This is a genomic window from Methylobacterium sp. HJ2, from assembly GCF_056431005.1.
Genome location: NZ_JBWJYM010000010.1, coordinates 90,187 through 111,926, shown reverse-complemented (window position 1 = coordinate 111,926; position 21,740 = coordinate 90,187). Strand labels below are relative to the sequence as shown.

General features: G+C 69.9%; 16 protein-coding genes. 5 read left to right on the top strand and 11 right to left on the bottom strand.

The window, feature by feature from the left end; all coding sequences use genetic code 11:
• Position 1 precedes the first annotated feature (1 nt).
• The 11 genes from ACS5RC_RS21875 to ACS5RC_RS21825 form a co-directional block, all read right to left on the bottom strand.
• Positions 2 to 1,723, bottom strand: a complete 1,722-nt coding sequence (locus ACS5RC_RS21875) for a ShlB/FhaC/HecB family hemolysin secretion/activation protein (RefSeq protein WP_478346028.1) — start codon at positions 1,721 to 1,723, stop codon at positions 2 to 4.
• A 604-nt stretch (positions 1,724 to 2,327) separates the two neighbouring features.
• On the bottom strand, positions 2,328 to 2,636 hold the full coding sequence (locus tag ACS5RC_RS21870; RefSeq protein ID WP_478346027.1) for a hypothetical protein: 309 nt from the start codon (positions 2,634 to 2,636) through the stop codon (positions 2,328 to 2,330).
• Positions 2,637 to 2,778: 142 nt separating this feature from the next.
• On the bottom strand, positions 2,779 to 5,517 hold the full coding sequence (gene tssH / locus ACS5RC_RS21865) for a type VI secretion system ATPase TssH (RefSeq protein ID WP_478346026.1): 2,739 nt from the start codon (positions 5,515 to 5,517) through the stop codon (positions 2,779 to 2,781).
• The gene (gene tssG, locus ACS5RC_RS21860; RefSeq protein WP_478346025.1) at positions 5,514 to 6,539 is read right to left on the bottom strand and encodes a type VI secretion system baseplate subunit TssG; all 1,026 of its coding nucleotides are present in this window, start codon (positions 6,537 to 6,539) and stop codon (positions 5,514 to 5,516) included. The genes tssH and tssG overlap by 4 nt, the downstream gene beginning before the upstream one ends.
• On the bottom strand, positions 6,536 to 8,482 hold the full coding sequence (gene tssF / locus ACS5RC_RS21855; protein ID WP_478346134.1) for a type VI secretion system baseplate subunit TssF: 1,947 nt from the start codon (positions 8,480 to 8,482) through the stop codon (positions 6,536 to 6,538). Before tssF ends, tssG begins: the two co-directional genes overlap by 4 nt.
• 34 nt (positions 8,483 to 8,516) lie before the next feature.
• Entirely contained in the window at positions 8,517 to 9,065 is a 549-nt protein-coding gene (gene tssE, locus ACS5RC_RS21850) for a type VI secretion system baseplate subunit TssE (protein ID WP_478346024.1), read from the bottom strand.
• 104 nt (positions 9,066 to 9,169) lie between these two features.
• Entirely contained in the window at positions 9,170 to 9,652 is a 483-nt protein-coding gene (locus ACS5RC_RS21845) for an Hcp family type VI secretion system effector (protein ID WP_478346023.1), read from the bottom strand.
• A 251-nt stretch (positions 9,653 to 9,903) separates the two neighbouring features.
• On the bottom strand, positions 9,904 to 11,415 hold the full coding sequence (gene tssC / locus ACS5RC_RS21840) for a type VI secretion system contractile sheath large subunit (RefSeq protein WP_478346022.1): 1,512 nt from the start codon (positions 11,413 to 11,415) through the stop codon (positions 9,904 to 9,906).
• A 49-nt stretch (positions 11,416 to 11,464) separates the two neighbouring features.
• A complete protein-coding gene (gene tssB, locus ACS5RC_RS21835; protein WP_478346021.1) occupies positions 11,465 to 11,992 on the bottom strand; it encodes a type VI secretion system contractile sheath small subunit in 528 nt (175 codons plus the stop codon).
• Positions 11,993 to 12,286: 294 nt separating this feature from the next.
• The gene (locus ACS5RC_RS21830) at positions 12,287 to 13,624 is read right to left on the bottom strand and encodes a type VI secretion system protein TssA (protein WP_478346020.1); all 1,338 of its coding nucleotides are present in this window, start codon (positions 13,622 to 13,624) and stop codon (positions 12,287 to 12,289) included.
• A gap of 13 nt (positions 13,625 to 13,637) precedes the next feature.
• Positions 13,638 to 14,180, bottom strand: coding sequence for an OmpA family protein (locus tag ACS5RC_RS21825; protein ID WP_478346019.1), 543 nt, complete (start codon positions 14,178 to 14,180; stop codon positions 13,638 to 13,640).
• A 101-nt stretch (positions 14,181 to 14,281) separates the two neighbouring features.
• Here ACS5RC_RS21825 and ACS5RC_RS21820 point away from each other — a divergent pair, with 101 nt between their 5' ends.
• The 5 genes from ACS5RC_RS21820 to icmH all read left to right on the top strand — a co-directional run bounded on the left by ACS5RC_RS21820 (position 14,282) and on the right by icmH (position 21,656).
• On the top strand, positions 14,282 to 16,123 hold the full coding sequence (locus ACS5RC_RS21820; protein ID WP_478346018.1) for a type VI secretion system Vgr family protein: 1,842 nt from the start codon (positions 14,282 to 14,284) through the stop codon (positions 16,121 to 16,123).
• 10 nt (positions 16,124 to 16,133) lie between these two features.
• On the top strand, positions 16,134 to 16,688 hold the full coding sequence (locus tag ACS5RC_RS21815) for a DUF6931 family protein (RefSeq protein WP_478346017.1): 555 nt from the start codon (positions 16,134 to 16,136) through the stop codon (positions 16,686 to 16,688).
• 327 nt (positions 16,689 to 17,015) lie between these two features.
• A complete protein-coding gene (tagH, locus tag ACS5RC_RS21810) occupies positions 17,016 to 18,458 on the top strand; it encodes a type VI secretion system-associated FHA domain protein TagH (RefSeq protein WP_478346016.1) in 1,443 nt (480 codons plus the stop codon).
• A 386-nt stretch (positions 18,459 to 18,844) separates the two neighbouring features.
• Positions 18,845 to 20,182: a type VI secretion system baseplate subunit TssK gene (gene tssK, locus ACS5RC_RS21805; RefSeq protein WP_478346015.1), complete on the top strand. Its 1,338-nt coding sequence runs from the start codon at positions 18,845 to 18,847 to the stop codon at positions 20,180 to 20,182.
• Positions 20,183 to 20,216: 34 nt separating this feature from the next.
• Entirely contained in the window at positions 20,217 to 21,656 is a 1,440-nt protein-coding gene (gene icmH / locus ACS5RC_RS21800; RefSeq protein WP_478346014.1) for a type IVB secretion system protein IcmH/DotU, read from the top strand.
• Positions 21,657 to 21,740: the final 84 nt, after the last annotated feature.

Genomic DNA, 21,740 nt, shown 5'->3' with positions numbered 1-21,740 from the left:
CTCAGAAGCGAATCGAGCCGAGCACCGTGAAGCGGTTGGCGTCCGGCAGCGCGTCGTCGCGGAAGCGGCGGCCGAATTCGAGCGTCAGGGAGGTCAGCGTGCCGGTGGGCTCGGCCTGGCTGATCAGGCGCACGCCGATGCCGACCGAGGAGACCCGCAGGGTGGCCCGCTCGACGATCGTCGGCCGCTCCAGGTAGAGCGCGCCGGTCGCGCCGAACACGTAGGGCGCCACCGTGAGCGGCAGGCCCGGCGGGTTCACCGGGATCGGCGCCGAGAGCTCGCTGCGCACCACCCAGCCGCTGTCGCCGCCGAGGCTGCCGGCATCGAAGGTCGAGAGTTCCTGGAACGAGGCGAAGCCGATCTGTTCGCTGCGCGGCAGAGCCTGCCCGAACGAGGTCTGGCCGCGGGCGTAGAGACCCAGGATCAGGGGATCGAACAGAGGCTGGGTGTAGCTGAGGACGGCGTCGAACTTCTGGAACTCGGCATCCGCCCCGAGCCGGGAGAGCGGCAGGATCGGCGTCGCGTCGGCGGCGCTGCGCGCACCGAGCCCGTCGACGCCGAGGGAGAGCGTCGCGCTGCCCGCCAGCAGGCCGCCATTCTCGAAGCGCAGGTCGCCGAGGCCACTCAGGCGGACGATCCGCAGCCGGTCGAGGCTGAGCGGGACGACGCCCGGCGCCAGGATCAGGCCGAGTTCCTCGCGCGTCGCGTCGAAGGCGGCCTCGGAATAGAAATTGGCCGTGCGGCTGCGCAGCCAGGGATAGCGCAGGCGGAAGGACAGGCGCTCGTAATCGCTCGCCGTCTGGATGTTGGCGATGCGCGGCGCGGTCTGGCTCTTCGTGGCCTCGAAGTTGAAGGTCAGCCCGTCGGTGCCGAGCGGCAGGATGAAGCCGCCCGCGAAGGTGCGCAGGCGCGGGTAATCGCCGAACGAATCGCCGACGCCGTTCGCGTCGCCCCCGTTCGGGTTGCCGAAGCTGCGGAAATAGAGGGTCTCGCCGTATCCGAAGGCGGTGTTGACGTCGAAGCCGCCGCCGAGGGTGAAGCCGCCGAGGGGGCGGCCGACGGTGTTGTCGCCGCCGAAGAAGCCGGTGACCGGCTTGTACACCGCCTCGATGACGAGGTTGGTGGCGCCCTGCGCCGAGCTCGGCGCGAGGGTGGAGCGCAAAGCGGTGCCCGGCGTGTCGCCGGCGAGCAGGAGGCGGCGCTCGATCTCGCCGATCTGCAGGTCGCGCCGGCCGACGAGGGGCTCGAGCAGGAGGGCGACGCGACCGCGCACGGGATCCGGGACGTTCCGGAAATCGACGCGATCGATGTAGCCGGCCACGACGACGAGCCGGAGGCGCCCGCCGTTGCGCAGGGTCTGCGCCGGCAGGACGACGCGCGTGAGCACCGCGCCGGAGCGGATGATGGCGGCCTCGAGGTCCCGGGCCGCGCTGAAGATCTCGGCCGCCGCGATCTGGCGCCCGACCAGGCGTGCCTGGAGCGCCTGGACCTCGGCGGAGAAGGCCGGGGGCGCATTCTCCACGGCGACGCCCGACAGGCGCACGCTCAGGCGTTCGGCCCCGGCGGGCGTGGCGAGGCCGGGCTGGCCGGAGAAGGCGAGGCCGCCCCCCGCGCTCGGCGGACCGGGCCGGAAGCTCGGCGGCGTGATCTGGCTCGCCGTCTGGGCGAGCGCCCCGCCAACCCCGCCGGCGCTGACGGCCAGACAGGCCAGGGCCGCCCGCACCAGCAATGTCCCGTCCGCCCGTCCGAGACGGATCCGAAGCCGCGCCCGATGCGTCGCCGCCGCTCGACTCGTTTTCACGGGAGGAGACATTGAGAATTCCAAGTTCACGTCGGCCCGACTTGGGTGAAACGTGGTTAACGTCGCGTCAACACGGCATCCCGATCCCAAACGACGGCCGTGTCACCGCAATCGTTCGGGGCCCTGCGCCTGCCTGATCTACCCAGGACACAGCTCATGATGATCCCGCCTCACTGTCAGGCGCGAGCACTGAACTGTAACCACGGCTCGACCGAAGGATACCGCATTTCCGACACGTTTCCGGGCCCATCCGGACCGATACGGATCTAATCCGGACTCTGTGCCCAATCCGCCACAGACTTGACAGCGTGTGAGCAAGTCTCGTGGCGTCGGGGGAAGTCATCGCCGCGCCGAGATCCGAAGAGTCTCGCGGCATCCGCCGTCCTGACACACCGTTTGTCTTAAAGGCCGGCTTGGGCGACGCGCACGCCCCATGGCTGACCCGCGAGCCGGATCGGCCCCGCTGCGCCCGCGACCGGCGCGCGCAATGGGGTGGCTGGGAACGCGATGGCGGCCGGCGCCGCCCTCAGGCGGCCGGGCTCGGGCCGTCCTCGGTCTCGTCGTCCCGGTACAGGGTGCCCCATTCGGCCTGCCACAGGCCGTCGGGATCGTGGACGACCATCGGGACCTTGAAGTCGTTGGCGAACTTGATCGCGGCCCGGAAGGCTTCCTTGAGGGGCATCTCCGCGCTGCGGAAGCCCTTCGGCAGGCTGCCGCCGGTCGCCGCGGCGGGGCAGGTGATGGTGCCGCTGAGCTTGTCCCCGTCTCGCGCGAGACTGAGGGTCATGGCATCCGCCGGCGCCTCGTCGACCTGTTCGAAGCTGTTCTTGGTCATCGCTCACGTCTCCGCTCGTGGTCTGTGCGGTCGATCGGCCGGCGCCCCGCTCCCGGGGTCCTGGCCGGAGGGGAGCGCCTCGCGATCCGGCCCGATCCCGGGCGAGGCCCGCCGGGCGCGAACCGGCGCGGAGCGCCCCGGCCTAGGCCGGCTCGCCGGTGCCCGGCGCGCCGTCGAACCGGTAGGCGAAGGCCGTTCCCTCCAGGCCCACATGCACCGCCGCGACCTTCTCCTGGATGAGCGCCCGGTTCAGGATCTCGCGTGAGAGTTCGGGCAGCAGCGTGTTCGTGACGATGTTGTCGACCATCCGGCCGCCCGAATCCGGGTCGTTGCAGAGCGAGACGATGTGATCGACCACCGCGGCGTCGTAGGAGAAGGCCGCGTCGTGGTTCTCGCGGATGCGGCGGCCGATCCGGTCGAGCTGAAGCCGCACGATGCCTCCCAGCATCTCGGGCGAGAGCGGGAAGTAGGGGATCGTCACGATGCGGCCGAGGAGAGCGGCCGGGAACACCTTGAGGAGCTGCGGCCGGAGGGCGACGGCGAGCGCCTCCGGGTCGCTCGCGTAGGCGGGATCCTGCGAGAGCTGCATGATGACGTCGGTGCCGACATTGGACGTCAGGATGATCAGGGTGTTCTTGAAGTCGATCCGGCGCCCGGTGCCGTCCTCCATCACGCCCTTGTCGAAGACCTGGAAGAAGATCTCGTGCACGTCGCCGTGCGCCTTCTCGACCTCGTCCAGCAGGATGACGCTGTAGGGCTTGCGCCGCACCGCCTCGGTGAGGCGCCCGCCCTCGCCGTAGCCGACATAGCCGGGCGGCGCGCCCTTGAGGGTCGAGACGGTGTGCGCCTCCTGGAACTCGCTCATGTTGATGGTGATCATGTTCTGCTCGCCCCCGTAGAGGGCCTCGGCCAGCGCCAGCGCCGTCTCGGTCTTGCCGACGCCGGAGGGGCCGCAGAGCATGAACACGCCGATCGGCTTGTTCGGGTTGTCGAGCTTCGCCCGATTCGTCTCGATGCGCTTGGCGATCATCGCCAGCCCGTGCGACTGGCCGACCACGCGCCGGTTCAGGATCTCGGGCAGGCGCAGCACCGTCGCGATCTCGTCGCGCACCATCCGGCCGACGGGAATCCCGGTCCAGTCGGAGACGACGGAGGCCACCGCCTGCTCGTCGACGTGGTCGTAGATCATCCGGGCCTCCGGCTCGATCGCCTCGAGCGTGGCCGCCCGGGCCCGCAGCGCGGCCCGGCGATCCTCGGCGCTCTCCGGAACCTCGGAGCGCGGGGCCGCCTCGCCCTCCCGGTCGGCACCGACGGGCCCGGCCGGCGGGGCCGCGGCGGCACCACCCTCCGGCTGCGCCAAAGCCGCGCGCAGGGCGCGAATCTCCGTGACGAGGCCGGTCTCCTCGGCCCAGGCGGCCTCCAGCCGGCGGAGCGTCTCCTCGAGCCCGGCGATCTCGCCGTCGAGGGCCGCGATCCGCTCCGGATCGTCGATGCCGAGGTCGCTGTCGGCCGCCAGACCGGCGCGCTCGCTCTCCTTGGCGCGGATCGCCGCCCGGGTGTCGCCGATGGCGGCCGGCACGGCGGTCTGGCTGATGGCCACGCGGGCGCTCGCGGTGTCGAGCAGGCTCACCGCCTTGTCGGGGAGCTGGCGCGCCGGGATGTAGCGGTGCGAGAGGTTGACGGCCGCGACCACCGCCGCGTCCGAGATGCGCACGCCGTGGTGCTTCTCCATCGGCGCCAGCAGCCCGCGCAGCATGTCGGCGGCCTGGGCCGCGCCGGGTTCGCCGACCTGGATCGGCTGGAACCGCCGGGTCAGCGCCGGGTCCTTCTCGATGTACTGGCGATACTCGGCCCAGGTCGTCGCCGCGATGGTCTTCAGGGTGCCGCGCGCGAGCGCCGGCTTGAGCAGGTTGGCGGCATCGCCCGTCCCGGCCTGGCCGCCCGCCCCGATCAGGGTGTGCGCCTCGTCGATGAACAGGATGATCGGCTTCGGGGAGGATTGCACCTGGTCGATGACCGAGCGCAGGCGCTGCTCGAACTCGCCCTTCATCGACGCCCCGGCCTGCATCAGGCCGATATCGAGGGCGTGGAGGCGCACCTCGCGCAGGGCCGGCGGCACGGCCCCCGAGGCGATGGCCTGCGCGAAGCCCTCGACCACCGCGGTCTTGCCGACGCCGGCCTCGCCGGTGAGGATCGGGTTGTTCTGGCGGCGGCGCATCAGCACGTCGATGAGCTGGCGGATCTCCTCGTCGCGCCCGCGGACCGGATCCATCTCGCCGGATTGGGCCTTGGCGGTCAGGTCCTGGGAATAGCGGTCGAGAGCGGTCTGGCCCTTCTGCGACGCCTGCGCGCCCGGCGTCCCCGCCGCGACGGGGCCGGCCCCGTCCATCGGCCGCAGGTTCTCCTCGTCGGAGCGCGCCCAGACCGACCGGTGCTCGCTCATCAGGGTGTCGACCGGGATGCGGCCGAACTCGGGCGACAGGGCGAGGAGCGCGCGCCGCAGCTCGTTCGTCTTGAGGGCGCCGATGACGAGGTGGCCGGAGCGGATCTGCGTCTCGCCGAACAGCAGGGTGGCGTAGTGCCAGCCGCGATCGAGCAGATCCACGATGTGGTTCGAGACGGCCGGCATCTCGGTCTCGTTGCGGCGCAGGGCGTCGATCGCCTTGGCGAGATCGGCGGCGAGGCGCCCGCGGTCGAGCTTGTAGGCGTCGGCGGTGAGCGCGAGGTCCGAGCTGTCTTGCGCATGCAGGCAGGCCAGCCAATGGGCCAGCTCGACGTGGCGGTGGCCCGCCGACCGGGCCTGGCGCAGCGCCTGGATGAAGGCGTCGTAGCCGACCCGGTTGAGCTTGCCCGTGACGGTCTCGAGGCTGATGTCGCTCACGATGCACTCCCTGCGCGATGGTCCGCACGGCCGGCGCGCTCGGCGGGATGGAAGCGGGCGTCACGCCGATAGGGTCCGCCCGACCCGTCGGCGCCGCTGGCGATCCAGCTGGTGTAGCCGAGGCGTCCGCAGGCCCCGAGGCGCACCGGCTCGACGGCGGCGACCGGCAGGGCCAGCTCGACGTCCCAGTCGAGTTCGTCGCCGAGATAGAAGAACACGATGTCGGCGAGCATCCGGCAGCGCTCGCCGCCCGGGAGGAGCCGCTCGTAGGCGGCGAGATCGGCCGCGAAGATGCACAGGCGGATGCGGTCCTCGACGGAGAACACGCTCTTGCCGATGAGGAGATCCTGGCCGAGCCGGGCGTTGGCGCCGCCGAGGCGGGAGCGGTCGCTCGGCTCGAACTCGAGGAAGGTGCCGACGAATTCCTCGACCGCCACCTCGACGCCGAGGAGGCCCGCCACGGCGTTGCGCAGGCGCGAGCCGGACCGGGCGGCCGGGGCGAGCACGCCCGCGAACGCGATTTTGCCGATGTCCGGGACGGTGTCGAGCCCGCGCAGGGTCGGGGAGCCGAGGCCGATCGCGGCGCCGACATAGCTCTCGAAGCGATCGGCCTGCGGGTGCTCGTGGTGGGCGATCGGGCGGGCCTCGGCCCAGGCGCGGTAGAACAGTTGCAGGAAGCGGTGATGGATCACGTCGAGGAAGCGCGGGAACGCGTCGTCGCGCTCCAGCAGCCAGCCATGGGCCTCGTCGCTGGTGGCGAGCGGCAGGGCGCCCTGCGGCCCGAACATCCCGAGGAACCGGACGAAGAGGCGCAGCCGGTCCCCGCCGTCCCGATCCGCCGCGGCGATGGTCGAGGCGGGAAAGTCGAGATACGGGTTCTGCCCGAGCGTGACCCCGTCCTCGCGCCGGCTCGCGCTGTCCCCGATCCGGGGACGATCCGGGAAGCTGCGCTCGATCCGGCGGAGGATGGCCAGCAGGTCGTGGGCCCAGGGCTCGGCGAGCAGGCGATCGGCGACGCTCACAGCAACCTCCGCCCGCCCGCCCGCGGCGGTCCGCGCAGGATCTCGCCCCGCTCGACCGTGCGGATGACCGTCTGGGTGAAGTGGTTGAGCGAGGCGTACTCGGCGAAGAAGCGATCGAGGATCGCGCCGAGCAGATAAGGGCCCGTTCCCTCGAAGGCCTTGTCGTCGAGGGTGACGGTCACCTCCGTGCCGCGCGCCGTGCCGGTGCCGATGCGCTGGCGCAGGCGCCGGACGACCGGGCGGCTGTCGATGCTGCGCACGCCCCGGATGCGGCGCTCGACGGCGCTGTCCGAAAGATCGGCGAACAGCATCAGCGCCTCGCGAAGCGCCGCCGCGCTGCGACCGGACCCAGCGCCGACGAGGCCGAGCCGGTTCAGGCTGAGGAGGCTGATCAGGCGCCACGCGACCGTGCCGGTGAACAGGGTCTCGGAGCGACCGCGATGCTGGGCCACGACGGGCTCGCGCGGACGGGTCGGACCGGCGACGCAGACCACGTCGAGGGTCTGATCGTCGGCGAGGCGGAAATCCGCGCCGCTCTCGCCGATCGGCAGCAATTCGGGCAGATGCCGGTTCGAGCAGAGCGCGCGCACGCTGAGTTCGGCGACCGTGCTCTCGTCGTCGATCCCCGCCGGCTCGATCAGGGACAGGAACAGGTCGGTGCCCGTGTAATCCGAGGCCGCCCCGAAATGCCGCTCCTTGCTGGTGCGGCGCCGGGGCATGCGCCGCACCGTGTGGAACAGCCCGGTATCCCCGGAGGCGTCCAACGGCGCGTAGAGGGGCTGGACCGGGATCTTCCCCGGGCGCCCGGGCTGGTGGGCGTAGACCTGCAGGATCCGGTGCGGCTCGAAATCGAGCGGCCGGCTGCGATCGGCCACGAGCGGGTACTCGTGCTGGTTCGCCCGCACCGGGACGCGGTCGAGGCTCATCTCGAACAGGTTGACCGCGGGAACCGCGTAGAGGGCGAAGGCGTCAGGCCGCACGGTGGAGCCGAGCCGCTGGCTCGCCTCGTCGAAAGCGAAGATGATGTCGAGGGTGCGCGCCTGCACGGCCTGGATCAGCTTGTTGAGCCGGTTGAGCCGGAAGCCCAGGAACTTGCGCGGGAAGGCGAAATACTCGCGCAGCAGATCGAACCCGTCGAACAGGCGGTTGTCCTTCGGGATCAGGGCCTCGCCCGGACCGAAGCCGATCGGCTCGACGGCGTCCGGCGGCAGCGCCACCAGCACCGGGTCGCCGAACGAATCGAGGTAGCGCAGGTAGATGCCGGTGCAGTCGGCGAAGATCTGCTCGTAGATCGCGACGGCGTCCGCCTCGGGGCCGACGAGATGGACCGGCAGCGAGTCGAGGGCGCAGCCGGCAAACCAGCTCTCGGGATCCGGCGCACGGGCCGCGACCCCGTCCTCCTCGCGCCCCGTGCGGTGCACCAGCGTCAGACGAAGGCCCGCGACGATCTCGCCGCCGCCGATCCCGAGCGCCTGGAGCGGACCGGGATGCGGGAAGTAATCGGCCGCGGCGATGTCGAAGGGCCAGATCCGCAACTCGTCCGTGGTGCGGAAGCGGCAGGCGACCTGACGCTCCCGCTCCCGATAGGTCGCGTCGAGGGAGGCGCCGCGCGGGATGCGGGGGCCGTCGCGGAGCGCCGGATCGCCGAAGGCGGGCTTCACCCGGGCGAGCAGCATGGACGGCGTCGGCGCCAGGTAGTTCGGGACGAGCTGTTCCAGGAGGTTCTGGGTGAATTCCGGGAATTCGTGCTTGATCTTGAGCTGGACCCGGGCCGCCATGAACGCGGCGCCCTCGAGGAGGCCGGCGATGAGCGGATCGCCCTGGCCGTCGAGCAGGCCGCCGAGGCGCTCGGCGATGCCGGGATATTCCTCCGCGAACTCGCGCGCGTGCTCGCGCAGGAAGCCGAGTTCCCGGTTGTAAAGGTCGAGAAACTCGCGGTTCACCGGGCGTGCCTCGATCCTGCCATGCACCGCGCGCTCATCGCTGCGCCACCTTGATGCGCCCGGTGTCGCGCTCGAGGTCGGCGACGAACTCGACCGGGACGTTGAGCGGGTCGGCCCGGATCTCGGCCCTGACGAGGAAGCGCAGCTTCAGCTCGGCCGGGTCCACGGTGTCGTCGCGGCGGGCCGTGATCGACCCCGGCGCGAGGCGCGGCTCGAAGACGCGCAGGGCGGATTCGATCTCGGCCGCGATGCCGTTCACTCCCCCCTCGTCGATGGTCATCCGCGAGATGTTGACGAAGCCGTGGTTCAGGATCGAGCTGCGGACGTTCGGGAAGGCGTCGAGGTCGAGATCGGCGGCGAGATGGACGGCGTTCATCAGCCGCTCGAGATCGCGGGCGACGCTGCGCTGGAGGTCGGCCGTGCCGACCGCGGTGCGCGGGCTGGTCCGGCGTCCAGCGATCACCCGTGCGCCGTCCTCGTCCCGGACGTCGACGCGCAGCCGCGCATCCCGGTCTCGGTTCGCGGCCCGGAAGGTCTCGATCAGGGGATTGCGGACCCGACCTGCATCGGCCCTGGCGGCCATGTCCTAACTCCTGAACAAGCCGTGTCCGGCGTCGAGCCGAGCCGTCGAGCCGGGCCGCGCGATCCCGTGGGACCGCGCGGCGGGTCTTGGCGGCGGCCCTTGGATCAGCCGGCCACGTTCTTGGCGATGTGCCACTTGTGCTCGGTCTCGGCACCCTTGCTGCCGTCGGCGTTCTGCACGGCGTACTTCACGTGGAAGGTGCCGAAGTTCAGCGTGATGTTCTCGGTGAGCTTGTCCTCGCCGTGCGAGCCGCCCATGGAGACGTGCGCGACGATGATGTCCTCGAGATCGACGGTGAGGTACTCGAGCGGCTTGTCGCCGGCCTTGCGGATGATGAGCTTGCCCTTCTTGATATGCTTGCCGCTGCAGCAATGCTGGAACAGCGTCGGGCTCGACTTGTCGATGTACTTTGTCACGCTCAGATCCTGCACACTGACCTTGCCGGAGCCGGAGCCCCCGCCGGTGTGGGTGGTGCCGGATTGCGCGGCGCCCCACGACCATGCCAGGACGTCGATCTCGTCCTTGTACTTGTGGTCCTGCGCTTCGCCCTTGATCCCATCGAGCTTGAGGAAGATGTCAACGGCCATGGCTGCGTCCTTTATGAAGTCTTGTTCTACGGGTCACACCAACACAACAGACGTGAAACACACGGGCTGGGCTCAGGAATAAGCGCCGAGGATGTCCTCGGGCAGTCCGCCCGGACCGGTCGCGTGGCCGATGAAGATGCGAGACCTCGATCGTGACTTGCGCCCCGGACGCGCGATGCGGTCCGGAGCCACAGTCCTTCTTGCCGGCACGCCTTCTCGGCGTCAGTCGTGCCGGATCCCTGGTCGAAGGCTTACTGCTTCGGGGCCGGCAGGCGTGAGACGAGGCTCATGCCGATATCCATGCCCTCGAGCTGGTAATGGGGGCGGAGATAGAATTTCGCAGAGTAGTAGCCGGGATTTTCCTCGTCCGCGAAGATGTCCACCCGGGCGGCCGAGAGCGGCTTGCGAGCCTTGGTCTGCTCGCTCGAGTTGGTCGGGTCGCCGTCGACGTACTCGTTGATCCACTCTTGGAGCCAGCGCGTGAGCTGGTCTTTCTCCTTGGTGGCGCCGATCTTATCGCGGACCATGCATTTGAGGTAATGCGCGAAGCGCGACACGGCGAACATGTAGGGCAGGCGCGACGAGAGGTTGTCGGACGCCGTCGCCTCGACGCCCTTCTCGCCGTAGAACTGCTTCGGCTTGTACAGCGACTGGGCTCCGATGAAGGCCGCCTTGTCGGTGTTCTTGCGATGGATCAGCGGGATCAGGCCGGACTTGGCCAGCTCCGCCTCGCGCCGGTCGCTGATGGCGATCTCGGTCGGGCATTTCAGGTCGACGCCGCCGTCGTCGGTCGGGAAGGTGTGGCAGGGCAGGTTGGTGACCTCGCCGCCCGACTGGACGCCGCGGATCCGCACGGTCCAGCCGCAATCCTTGTAGGCCCGGTTGATGTTCACGGCCATCGCGTAGGCCGCGTTCATCCAGGCGTACTTCGCCCCCCCGTGCCCGTCCGTATCCTCCTCGAAGGCGAATTCCTCGACCGGCTCGGTCTTGGCGCCGTAGGGCACCCGCGAGAGGACCCGCGGCATGCACAGGCCGACATAGCGGGAATCCGGCAGGTCGCGCAGGCTCTTCCAGGGCGCGTAGTCGGGCGTGTCGAAGATCTTGCCGAGATCGCGGGGATTGGCGAGTTCGGTGAAGGAATCCATGCCCAGCAGCGTCGGCTCCGCCGCGGCGAAGAAGGGGGCATGGGCGGCGCTCGCGACCTTGCCGAGCTCGCGCAGCAGTTGCACGTCCTGCGGCAGGTGGCTGAAGTAGTAGTCGGCGATCAGGCAGCCGTAGGGCTCGCCGCCGAGCTGGCCGAACTCCGCCTCGTAGACCTTCTTGAACAGCGGGCTCTGGTCCCAGCGGGCGCCCGGGAAGAGGCGCAGGTTCTTGAACAGCTCCTGCTTGGAGACGTTCATGACCTTGATCTTGAGCGTCGTGTCGGTCTCCGAGTTGAAGACCAGGTAGTTCAGTCCGCGCCACGCGCTCTCGATCTTCTGGAACTCGGGTGCGTGGATGATCTCGTTGACCTGGGAGGACAGCTTCTCGTCGATGCGGGCGATCATCTCCTCGATGGTGTCGAGGACGTCGTCCTTGATCAGCGACGTGTCCGAGAGCGCCTCGCGCACCAGCGTTCCGACGGCGTTCTCCACCTCGGTCGCGGCGCGTTCGGTGCGCGGCTTGAAACTCTGCTTCAGCAGGTCCGCGAACTCGTTCGCATCCGCCGTCTGAGGGGCGGCGGACGCGGAACCTTGCGCGAGCTCTGTACTTTCGGCGGCCATCAATGCGCCTCTTCCGAGTGGGGACGGGAATGGTTCGCGCGACCGGACCTTACGGCTCGGTCGTGTCGGGGGTTGCGGACGGCTGGGCGGCCAGGCGCGCCTTCAGCGCCTCCATCAGCGCAGGGTCCTTCAGGAGCGCCTTGATCTGGTCGCTCGCCGCGACCTTGCCGTCCATGTAGCGGAGGAGGTTGGAGAGCTGCTCGCGCGCCTCCAGCAGGCTGGCGAGCGCCGGGACCTGACGGGCCACGGCCGCAGGGCCGAAATCCTCCATCTTCTTGAAGTGCAGCTCGACCGGCATCTTGGACTCGCTGTCGGAGAGCTGGTCCTTGACGTGGAAGCGAACGCCCGGATCGACCGCCGCCATGCGCTGCTCGAAATTGTCCATGTCGAACTCGAGGAACTTCCGCTCCGCCACGTCGGGCTTCTCCACCGTCGAGGCATTGCCGGACAGGTCCGAGAGCACGCCCATCACGAAGGGCAGCTCGACCTTGCGCTCGGCGTCGTAGGGATCCTCGTAGGTGATGTGAACGCGGGGTGGCCGGTTGCGCTTGATGAACTTGTGGCTCGAATCGGCCATTTCGCCGGCCCTCCAGTAGAACCAACACGGAAATCAGGTTGGTTTGCCGACCCCGCTTGCGGGATCTCTAAACAGCGAACCCTCACGTCCGTCGCCAGCAACCCAACAAATTTTCTCAGTGGACGCAAGAGGCAATTTCGATCATTCCCATCCCATGTTCAGTAGATGACACCTTCGTGGATAGCCGCAACTTCAGAGAATCGTGGCAGGCGAATTGTCGATCGTCCGATTGCATCGCGTATCATTCCGTGCCCCACCGCACGCGGCGACCGGCCGGAGACCGACCCGTCGCGATCAGTCGCTGCCGGTCTCGGCCAGCACGTCCTTCAGGATCGAGAGAAAATCGCGATCGCTGAAGCTCGCGGCCTTCTCGAGAAGGAGCGGGATAGGGCTGGCGGGCTCGGCCCGCCGGAAGTGGGCGCCGACCTCGCGCAGGAGCGCGATCGCGTCCGCCCGCGTCGCCGCGCTGTAGGCGGGCACGGCGACCGCCTCGCCGTCCTCGTCCGATTCGGTCGCGGAGCCCCAGGCCTCGTCCCCGTCGCCGGCGTCCGGGACGGCGGCCAGCTGGTCGAAGGTCAGGCGCAGCCCGCGGCTCGCCCCCAGCACGATGGCGGCCGACGGGGCCTGGTCGGGCATCAGGATGCGCATCACGTCGAGGAACGACTTGCCGACGAGCATCTGCGCCTGCCGTACCAGGACCTCGGCCGGGCTCGACGGCTCGTGCAGGCGCAGATAGGCCGCGGCGGCGGCGAGCGCCGCGGAGGCCTGGGCCGTGCTGGCGATGCCGGCGATGCTGGCGGCGGCCGCGGCCGGCGCGGCCGCTGGCGCGTCGGTCGCCCCCTCCGGCTCGACGCCGTCCGCGGGCGCCGCCGGGGCCGCCGCCCCGCCGAGGAAGGTCTGCATCCGCGCGACGAGGCCGCCGAGCCGCTCGAGGCCCACCGCATGGCCGTGGCCGCCCTGACTGAGCGTGACGGCGGCGATCCGGCCGACGCCCTCGGCGATCGCCGCGAGCGCGACCCGGGCCGGAATCAGCGCATCCGGATCGGCCTCCGCCAGGGCGCGCTCGACGGCGGCGCGGTCCGGCCCGGCCTCTCCGTTCCGCGCCTCCACCTCGCCGTCGGCGATCATCGCCGTGCGAAAGCTGATCGCCCCGTAGCGCCGGCTCTGGAGCAGCGGGGTGTGCTGCAGGGGCAGGATGACGGTGGGCACGTCGTCCAGCGATTGGAGCACGGCCGCCCTGAGGTCGTAGCTCCCATTCTCACCGGCCGGATGCACCGTGTCCCACCGCGTCTCCAGCAGGCCCGCGATGATGGTGAGCACCTGCCCGAACCCGCGCAGGTCCCGGTTCAGCATCGCCAGCCGCGCGAGCAGGGTCAGGAGGCGCAGGTCGCGCGTCCGGTCGAGGAGACCGAGTAGGACCTTCGACTCGCGGTTGAAATCGATCGTCGAGCGGTCGAAGACCTGCTGGTTGCCCTCGTCGTCCCGGCTGAAGAAGGACAGCGGCAGCTGGTCCTCGACGCGCGCGAGGCCGTTCAGGAAGTCGAGGTCCGCCTCCTCGTCGAGATCCTCGCCGCACGGGCGGTCCGCCGCGACGGGCGCGAGTAGCCTCGCGGGATCGAGATCGAGCGCCACCGGGCGCGGACGCCTATTCCGCCTTCAGGCGCGTCTCGACGCGCCGGTTCTGGCTCGAGAGCGGGTCGGCGACCAGCGGCTTCTGCTTGCCGTAGCCCTTCGCTTCGAGCCGGGCGTCGGAGACGCCGCGCGACCGGAGAAACTCCACCACCGAGCGGGCACGGCGCATCGAGAGATCGAGATTGAACGCGTCGCTGCCCATGCCGTCCGTATGCCCCTCGACCACGAAGAGCGCGTCGGCCAGGGCCGGATCGTTGAGGGCGTGGGCGAACTCATCGAGGTTCGAGCGCGCGGCCGAGGTGAGGTTGGCCGAGTTGTAATCGAAATTGACGCGCAGATCGAAGCCCTCGACGGGCTTCGAGCGGTCCTGGACTTGCTTGGCGCACTCGCTCTCGGTGCCGATGCAGAGGGCCCGGGTCCCGCCGAGGGCCGCGCGCTTCGCGGGCGCGAAATGCGACACGATATCCGACGCCTTGTAGGCGGGATCGGCGGTCGCTGTGCCGACCGCTGCCACGAGAAGAATGGCGGATGCGAGGATGCGGACCATCACGCTCATAGGATAAGTCTTGACAATTAAAATGGCAGGTTGACGATTCTCGGATCGTGCGAGAAATCATCTAACCCGAACACGGTCGGAAAGCTAGCGCGGATCAGATTGTGAACCACGGAGATTACACCGGCTCCGCACAGCAAGGCCGCGTGGCGGAACTCGTCACCCCTGCGGGACGCGACAAGTTCGTCCTCGTACATTTCGAGGGCGAGGAAGGGCTGAGCTCGCTGTTCGAATACCGGGTCGACACGCTCTGCGACGATCGGAATTTTAATTTCGACAGTCTGCTGGGCAAGGGCGCCCATGTCCGGTTCCGGTCGTACGACAACGTCGACCGGTACTTCCACGGCATCGTGGCGGACGCCCAATGGACCGGCGTCCACCAGGATTCCTACGCCTACCGCCTCACGCTGCGCCCGTGGCTGTGGCTGCTCGGCCGCCGGGCCGATTGCCGGATCTTCAAGGACAAGACCGTCGTCGACATCGTCGAGGACGTGTTCAAGACCGCGGGCTTCAGCGACTTCGAGATCAAGGCCAATCGCGGCGACTACGCCAAGATCGAGTATTGCGTGCAGTATCGCGAGAGCGACCTGCAATTCGTCAGCCGACTGCTGGAGGAATGGGGCATCTACGTCTTCTACGAGCACAGCGAGAGCAAGCATCAGCTCGTCCTGGCCGATTCGCGCTCATGCCATCGTCCGGTCAAGGGCGGCGGCGGTTCCATCCCGTTCATCCCGCTGGGCGGCCTGGACAGGCGCGAGCGCGAGCACGTGTCGGCCTGGCATTCGGCCCGGAACTTCCGCACCGGCACCTTCGCGGCCAACGATTTCGACTACATGAAGCCCGCCGCGAACCTCAAGGCCGACGCCCGCGGCTCGGAACGCTACGAGAAGGCGAGCTTCGAGGCCTACGATTACCCCGGCCGCTACACCGAACAGGATCTCGGCAAGAAGCGCACCAAGGTCCGCCTCGAGGCCGAGCAGGCGCGCGACCACCGCCGCAGCGCCACGGGCGACGCGGCGAGCCTCTATCCGGGCGGGCTGGTGACGATCCAGAAGCACCCCGCCGATGACGGGCAGTACCTCGTCGTGTCCGCCCGCCACGTCATCAGCACCGAGGGCTACCGCAGCGGCACGGGAGCGTCCGGCGGCGATCTCTACAGCGGCTTCTACGAGTTCCAGCCCGCGGACCGGCCTTACCGGGCGCCGCTGCTGACGCCGCGCCCGCAGGTGCACGGTCCGCAGACCGCCATCGTCACCACCCGCAAGGGCAAGGAGAGCGAGGAGATCGATGTCGACGAGGAGGGCCGGATCTTCGTGCAGTTCCACTGGAACCGCGACAAGGACAAGATCTCGCGCCCGGTGCGCGTGGCGCAGATGTGGTCCGGCAAGTCGTGGGGCTTCCAGGTGATCCCGCGCGTCGGCCAGGAGGTCGTGGTTCAGTTCCTGGAAGGCGACCCGGATCAACCGCTCGTGGTCGGCACGGTCTACAACAAGGATTACCCCTATCCCTTCAAGCTACCCGATGAGAAGACCGTCTCGGGCATGAAATCGGATTCGACAAAAGGGCACGGTGGCTACAACCAGCTCACGTTCGACGACAAGAAGTCCTCGGAGAAGGTCAATCTCCGGGCGGAGAAGGACCTCGAATCGGTCATCCGCAATACCGAGACCCGGGAAGTCGGTGTGGCGTTCGACACGCCGAGCGGCAGGCCTTCGCGCTCGACCGTGATCAAGAACGGCGACGAGAGCTTCAAGGTCGAGAGCGGCAACTGGAAATCCGTCGTCGCGCAGGAGGTTCATATCAAGGCCGGAACGAAGGTCGTGATCGAGTGCGGCACGAGCAAGATCACCATGGATCCGGCCTCGATCACCATCGAGTCGGGGAAGATCACGCTGCAGGGGACGGCGCTGATCGAGGAAAAGGCGCCCCTCATCACCCTGAATTGACGGTCCGCCCGTGACCGGAACCCGCTTCAGCACCGCCCGGGATCTCTACGCGGCCTTCCCGAGCACCGAGCGCGACATCAACGCGGAACCCACCGACGAGCCGCCGCTCGCCTTCCTGCAGCGGCTGCGACAGAGCGAGACGCCGGAGGACGGGGTCAGCTTCCTGGCCTACGCCCTCGGCCGGCGCGAGGCGGTCTGGTGGGCGGCCCAGAGCGTGCGGCTCCTGTGCCGGATCGCTGCCGGGCAGGAGGATGCGCCGCTGCAGGCCGCCGAATCCTGGGTGCGCGACCCGGACGACCTGATCCGGCGCGAGGCCCTGCGCTTGGGCATGACCGGCAATCACCGGCTCGCCACGCCCTGGGTGGCCCTCGCGGCGGGCTGGTCCGGCGGCAATGTCGGGCCGAGCGCCCATGCGGTGGTGCAGGCGACGCCGGAGATGACACCCAAGGCCGTGCGCACGGCGATTCTCGTGGCGCTCGCCACGGTCGGCGCCCGCGACCGGTCGAGCCGGCTCCAGGCCTGCATCGACATCGGCGTACCGCTGATGCGCAACGCAGCCGGATGATCGCGGACGGTCTCTCCTCCGCATCCGGAGCCGGCATCCGCGGACCCCACCCCTTACGGCGTCCGCCCCGAGATGGCAGTGTGCCGGGGATCCGCGCGGGCGCCCGCGCGCAGGACCGCGTAGGATCAGGACCCCGTCGGACGAAGGAACGGAGCCGGCCCCCGGCCCGGGCGGCGCAGACCGATACGACGCTGCGCCGATCCCGCCTCGGGGCCGGTGCAGCCGACGGATGACCGCCGTCGCGCGGGCACCCGACCTCAGCGGGCCGCGTCGCCGGCCGCTCTCACACCGGGGCGCGCGGCCGGGTTCTGCCGAGAGAGACGGACGATGACCCTCACTCTGACGATCGAGAACTTCACCGTCCTGCCCGATGCCGGTCCCCTCAGCATCAGCCTGGCGGGCCGGCGCGGCATCGATATCGGCCGCGACCAGTATCTCGACTGGTCGCTGCCCGACCCGGACCGCGTCATCTCGGGCAAGCACGCCGAGATCCGCCACCGCGACGGCGGCTACTGGCTGCAGGACGTCTCCCGCAACGGGACCTACGTGAACCGGAACCCGCAGCGGCTGCAGGAAGCCTATCGGCTGAAGGACGGCGATCGCATCCAGATCGGCCAATACGTCATCCTCGCCCGCATCGAAGGAGCCCCGCAGCCGGTGGAGGACGTGCCCGCCGCGCCCGCGCGTGAGCCGGGCGACTACTGGGATCTGCCCGGCGAGGCGCCGCCGATCTCGGGGCGCAGCCTTCGGTCGCCCGCATCGCTTCGCCCGGTGCGGCCGGACTTCATCGACTGGGCCGTGGACCTGCCGGGCGTCGCCGCACCGGCCAGGGCGTCCCAGTCCGAGCCGCCGGCGGAGATGGACTGGGCCCGTCAGACCCCGCCGGCGCCGATCCCGCCCCCGCCGCCGATGCCCACGCCGCGACGGCCACCCGAGGCGCCGCCCAGTTTCGAGCCCCCGCGCGGCTACGAGCCGCCCCCGGCCTTCGCTCCCCCCGCCTTCGCCCCCCCTGCCTTCGAGCCTCCCGCCTTCGAGCCCCGGGCCTACGAGGTTCCGGCTGCCGCCGCGGCGGACAATCCCTGGGCCGTGCCCGAAAGCGGCCGGGTGTCGCGCGGAGCCGAGAGCGCCCCCCGCGCAGCCGACAGCGCCCCGCGCGCACCGGACAGCGCACCGCGCCCGCCCGCGCCGGCCCAGGGCGCCGACGAGTTCGTTGCGCGCTTCGCGGCGGGCCTCGGCATCCCGCCCGAGATCCTCTCCTGGCAGGATCCCGGCGACCTCGCCGAGGAAGCGGGCGCGCTCCTGCGCCTGAGCGCCGACAACGTGAAACAATTGCTCGCCGCCCGCACCGAGTCGAAGCGCGTGGCCAAGGCCGCGAGCCAGACCACGATCCAGGCGCTCGACAACAACCCGCTGAAATTCTCGCCGACGGTCGACGACGCCCTGCGCATCATGCTCGGGCGTCCCTCGAGCGGCTTCCTCGAGGCCCGGCGGGCGATGGAATCGAGCTTTCGCGACCTGAAGACCCATCAGGTCAAGACCTACGCGGCGATGCAGAACGCCCTGCGCCTCCTGATGGAGGATCTGAGCCCGGAGGGCATCGAGGGTTCCGACGAGAAGGACCGCGGCCTCAGCGGCCTCCTCGGCTCGCGCAAGGCGCGGCTGTGGGACATCTACACCGCCCGGTGGGACGCCCTCGCCTCGCCCCACGACGAGGGCATGGTTGAGGCCTTCATGATGTTCTTCTCGGATTGCTACGACAAGGGCCGGTAGCCGGCCGGCCTCGGCGATCCGGGCCCGGAGGGAGAAGCCTCGGGCGGTTGCGGACGATCGAGGACCGGCGGCGAGGAGGGAGCGCGGTCCGGTCCTGCACCTCGGTGCCGGACGGCGCGACCGCTGCGGACGCGTCCGCCCGGGCCGCGCAGGCGTGAACGGGGTGAGACTGCGGACGGATCCAGAACAGGCCTGTGGACACAGAACTTAAACACAGGCTCGTGTCCGCGAGTTTTGGCTTTGGTCTCGGTGCGTGAGTATTGGCCCTGCCCGAAAAAGCCGCTATGCCTGGATCGCAGGTTGGGGCGCCGCATGGATCCGGAGCAATCTCGCGCGCCGTCCTTCGGGCGCGTCGGCGCTTCCCTGTACTGGGAGAGCTGACAGGCATGTCTTGGCGCAGCAAGGTGGTCTGGAGCGAAGGTCTGTTCCTTCGGCCCCATCATCTTCAGCAGAACGATCGCTACGTCGAGGGCTTGGTCGAGAGCAGGACCCGCCACGTCACCCCCTATCCGTGGGGCTTCTCGACGCTGGAGATCGACCGCGATCTCGCCCAGCAGAGCAAGTTTTCCCTGCGCCGGGCCGTCGGCATCATGCCGGACGGGACGCCCTTCGACATCCCGGCGGAATCGCCCCCGCCGCCGCCGATCGACGTGCCCGAGACCGCCGGCAAGTACATCGTCTGGCTGACCCTGCCGATCGGTGCGCCGAACACCCGCGAGGTCGAGGCGGCCGAGGCCGAGAGCGCGAGCCGCTTCGTGCCCGCCAGCGTGCGCCTGATCGACACCACCTCGGCCCTGCGCATCGAGGAGGAGATCGACGTGGCCCAGCCCCGGCTTGCCTACGAGCTGCGCAAGACGGCCAAGCCCGGCTATGTCGGCCTGCCGATCGCCCGCATCGTCGAGGTCCGCGATCGGGCGATCGTCTTCGACGAGACCTTCGCGCCGCCCGTGCTCACCAGTTCGAGCCACCCCGTGGTGCGCGGCTGGATCGAGCGCGTCATCGGCTGGGTCGAGAACAAGCTGGAGGAGCTCGCCCGCTACGCCGCCGACCCCACCGCGGGCGGCGGCCTGCAATCTGCGGATTACTTCATCCTGCAGCTCCTCAACCGGCACATCCCGGTCCTGCAGCATCTGGAGCAATCCCGCTTCGTCCACCCGGAGCGGCTGTTCGAGGAACTCCTGCGGCTGGCCGGCGAACTCGCGACCTTCACCACGGCCGAGCGGCGCGCCCGCACCTATCCGCCCTACGACCACGACGACCTCGAGAAGACCTTCGCGCCGGTCCTGCGGGACATCCAGGACTTCCTCTCGGCGCAGCTCGGGCGCCGGGCCATCCGCCTGGAGATCATCGAGCGGGCGCCCAACGCCTTCGTGGCGATGATCCGCGACCGCAACCTGTTCCGCAACGCCAGCCTCGTCCTCGAGGTCGCGGCGCGGCGGCCGCTCACCGAGATCCAGGCGCAGTTCCCGAACCTGTTCAAGGTCGGCCCGAACACCAAGATGAACGAGATCGTGCACGCCCACCTGCCGGGCGTGCCCCTCGTGCATCTGCCGACCCCGCCCCCCCAGATCCGGGCGATCACCGATCACGTCTACTTCCTGCTCGATCGGCAATCGCCGCTCTGGCCCGAATTCTCGGTGGCGAGCTCGATCGGCATGCACTTCGCGGGCGACTGGCCGCAGCTCGAACTGGAATTGTGGGCGGTGCTGGAGGGCCGGCGGTGAGCGGTGAGCGCCGACACGCCGCGGGGCGGGCGCCGTGAGCGACCCCTTCGGCCGCAACGACCGGACGATCATCCTGCCCGATCCCGGCGGGCGGCGGCGGCCGGCCGAGCCGGCGGCGCCCGCGCCGGCCCCGCAGGCGTTCCAGCCCATGCCCTATCAGGCGCCGCGCCCGGCCCCCGCGCCGCCCGCCGACACGCAGGACGATTGGGCGACCTCGGACCTCTCCGCGCGCCGCCCCGCGCCGGAGCCGACGGAGCGTCCGCGCGCGCTGGTGATGAAGCGCGACGTGGTGGTGGCGCCCAACGCCAATCCCTTCCTGCGCGCCGCCGCGCCGCTCCTCCTCCTGCTCGGACGCCTGCGGGTGCAGCTCGCCACCGCCTCGTTCTCGAACCTGATGGAGCAGGTGGCCGCGAGCATCGAGGAATTCGAGACGGAGACCCGCGGGGCCGGCGCCCCGGCGGAGCAGGTCCGCGCCGCCAAGTACATCGTCTGCGCCACCGCCGACGACATCGTGCAGAACATCCCCACCGACGAGCGCCATGTCTGGACCCAGTACAGCATGCTGAGCCGCTTCTTCGGCGAACGGGTCGGCGGGGTTCGCTTCTTCGACGAACTGGAGAAGGCGAAGCTCGACCCCAGCGGCAACTATCACCTGCTGGAGCTGATCCACGCCTGCCTCGGCATCGGCTTCCAGGGCATGCACCGGGCGAGCGGCGGCGGTGCGGCGGCCCTGCAGCAGATCCAGCGCAACCTCTACGAGATCCTCCGCCGCATCCAGGGCCAGAACCGCGAGATCTCGCCGCGCTGGCAGGGCCAGACGATCGCCCCGGAGGCGATGCGCTTCCAGGTGCCGCTCTGGGCATCGGTCGCCGTGGTCGGCGTCGTGCTGCTCGGCCTGTTCCTGCTCCTGCGCACCCTGCTCACCGGCAATGCCGAGGCGACGGCCTCGGAGCTCGCGCTGCTCCACCCGAGCACCGAGATCGGGATCCAGCGCCGGGTCTACGCTCCGCCGCCCCCGCCGCCGCCGCCCCCGCCCGAGAGCCAGGCCGGGAAGTTCCAGGACACGCTGAAGGCGGAGATCGGCGACGGCTCGATCGCGGTGATCGAATCGAGCAACCAGGTCGTGCTGCGCGTCGCCGCGGCGCTGTTCCCGCCCGCCGACGCCCGGGTGAAGCCCGCCTTCACCGGCTTGCTGCAGCGCCTCGGCGGCCTGCTCGAGAAACAGTCCGGACCGATCAAGGTGGTCGGGCACACCGACGTGATCCCGATCAAGACGGTGCGCTTCCCCTCGAATTTCGCGCTGTCCGAGGCACGGGCGAAGGCGGTGGCGGACATCCTGAAGGCCGGCCTCTCGAAACCCGAGCGCGTCGCGATCGAGGGCAAGGGCGCGGACGTGCCGATCGCCAGCAACAAGACGCCGGAGGGCCGGGCCCGGAACCGGCGCGTCGACATCATCGTGCCGCGGGAGCGCTGAGGAGGCGGCGATGCGGAGAGGGGCGGGAGAGAGGCGCGCGGGCCGGACCCGGGGCGACGGCACCGGAGCGGGCCGCCCGGAGAG